This is a genomic window from Salinivibrio sp. HTSP (genome assembly GCF_003390965.1).
In the GTDB taxonomy this organism is placed as follows: Bacteria; Pseudomonadota; Gammaproteobacteria; order Enterobacterales; family Vibrionaceae; genus Salinivibrio; species Salinivibrio kushneri.
In genome coordinates this window covers 1-2137 of sequence record NZ_PXUD01000099.1, presented here as the reverse complement: position 1 = coordinate 2137, position 2137 = coordinate 1, and the positions used below count along the sequence as shown (strand labels likewise).

Annotated in this window: 2 protein-coding genes; both read right to left on the bottom strand. The window is 55.5% G+C overall.

Annotation, left to right across the window (positions count from 1 at the left end; all coding sequences use genetic code 11):
• Positions 1–1520 (bottom strand): type VI secretion system tip protein TssI/VgrG (gene tssI / locus C7A19_RS14430; protein ID WP_116645241.1); only part of this gene is annotated, 1520 nt, incomplete at its 3' end.
• Positions 1521–1643: 123 nt separating this feature from the next.
• On the bottom strand, positions 1644–2137 hold a 494-nt coding region (locus tag C7A19_RS14425), incomplete at its 5' end, for an Hcp family type VI secretion system effector (RefSeq protein WP_155522571.1).

Genomic DNA, 2137 nt, shown 5'->3' with positions numbered 1-2137 from the left:
GCGTGTAAATACACTTGCTCACTGCCCGATTGGTCTTCGAACGTGAGCTCGTTGTAACCCTCGCCTTGGTGGCTCTCACTGCGCCAAACCGTCTTGGTTTTGTGTGCCGGTAAGGTATAAGGCGGTACATTGGTCGCATGATACGTGCGGCCGGTGATAATCGGTTGGTCCGGGTCACCGTGTAAGAAGGACACAATCACTTCATGGCCAATGCGGGGAATGGCCATCATGCCGTATTGGCTGCCTGCCCAACCTTGAGCAACACGAATCCAGCAGCTGCTTTTGTCATCGCCGTTGGAATAACGGTCCCACGGGAAGTGGACTTTCACCCGACCGTGTTCATCACAAAAGATTTCTTCGCCATCCGGTCCCACCACGGTGCCTATCATGGGGCCATCCACTTGAGGTTTAGGCGTGGGGGTGGCACGCCACGGGGTGGTGGCAGGAATAAGCATAAACTGGTTGTTGTAGGTAGTGGCCCCTTGGCCGCCCTCTTCTTCCAGAGCTTGTGGTTGGCTGCCTTGGTGATGCACGCGGACTACTTGCCACGCTTGGTTCACGCTCTCATCCAGATGGTCGCTGATGGTAACGCGATAGCCAGCCCGTAATGCGGGCTCATTGCTTTGGCCGTTGGCGTGTTCGGCCTCACGGCGTAAGTACTCTAAGCGGGTTTGGTTAAACGCCTGTCCGGTGGCGTCGTCTTTAAAACGGCCCGGGAAGTCAAAGTGCTCGTAGCTGTCGGTGCGCTGGTAATCAATGCCATCGGCTTGCGCCGCTTGTTGGAAGCTGTAACTTGGCTTTTTAAAGCTGTAGTCCTTTAAGGCCGTGTGACTAGGGCGTGCCGCGGTGTGGCGTGTCAGGCCATAGATGTACGGGGTATCGGTACGACCGCCGCTGACAGCATTATAGGGCACAGGACTGTCAAGCTGAGGCAAGCTGTCGGGCGCATCAGTCACTATCAGGGTATGGGTGTTGGCATCGTGCTCATGGTGATACACCAAGCCTTCTTCTGCCGCTAAGCGGTGGAAGAACGCTAAGTCACTTTCACGGTACTGCACACAGTATTCGCGCTCGGCATAATCACGGGTTAGCGAGAAGCTAACCTCCGTCACCCCCATTTCCGTGAGCAGGGTTTCTAGAATAGTCGGCACGGTTTGATGCTGGAAGGTACGACTGTTTTGGCGAAGCGACAGACGATACAGGGCGGGCACCAAGGTTAAGCGGTAGCGGGTAAAGTGATGACCAATGTCACCTTGGCTAAAAGCACTGGCGATACCCTGCAGCCGTTTGACCAGCTCGCCATTGCGCCACAGTGTCAGCTGCACCGGCTTGTCGACCACTTGCTCTGGCGTGATGTCGGTATGGCGGCTCGCCAATGCCACCTCATACTGGAACCCATACACTGGATTGCCATTCAGGCCAGCTTGGTGAGAGAGGCACTCGTCCCCTTGGTAGTCCACCACCACGAACGGTTGCGGGTCCAGCCCCGCCACGGTTAACGCTATTTGCAATGTCGCCATCTGTGTATCCTTCGCCCTGCTTGTTTACCCTGATACGTTCAGCCAGACCCTGCCGTCTGGCTCAACGCACCACAGCCCGCCCGTAAAGGCAGGCTGTTTGTGTCTTCATGTTGCCATGAAGGATTAGGCTTCGATTGGCTTGCGCCAGTCGTCTGAGCCTGAGGTGCCTGCGTTAACGTGGTCCCAGGTCACTTTGCGGTAAGACATCGACACCGTCAGGTTCTGGGTGAAGTCTGACTTCGCCGGGTCTTGGCAATGAGGCATCTCGCAGTGAATGTCCACAATCGAGGCACTTTCCAGCTTGGTGGTAAAGAAGTTTTCTTGTTTACCTTCAATCGAGGTGCGGTACCACTTTAGCTCGACCGTTGACATCTTCTCACCTGACGCCAGTGCGTTATAAAGCAATGGCACCGCTTTGTTGAGTGCGACAGTGAATTGGAAAGGCTTGTGCACACGTTGGCCTGACGGCTGACCTGACTGTGGGTCCGTCGGCACGGTCACGTTGTGGTTAAACTGTTGTACCAGCATCTCGTCTTCGTGCCCTTCCACAAACGCATCACCGATAGAATCGGCGGTGCAGGCACCGGCAGTAATCAAACCCTGAGTTTCACCTTCAA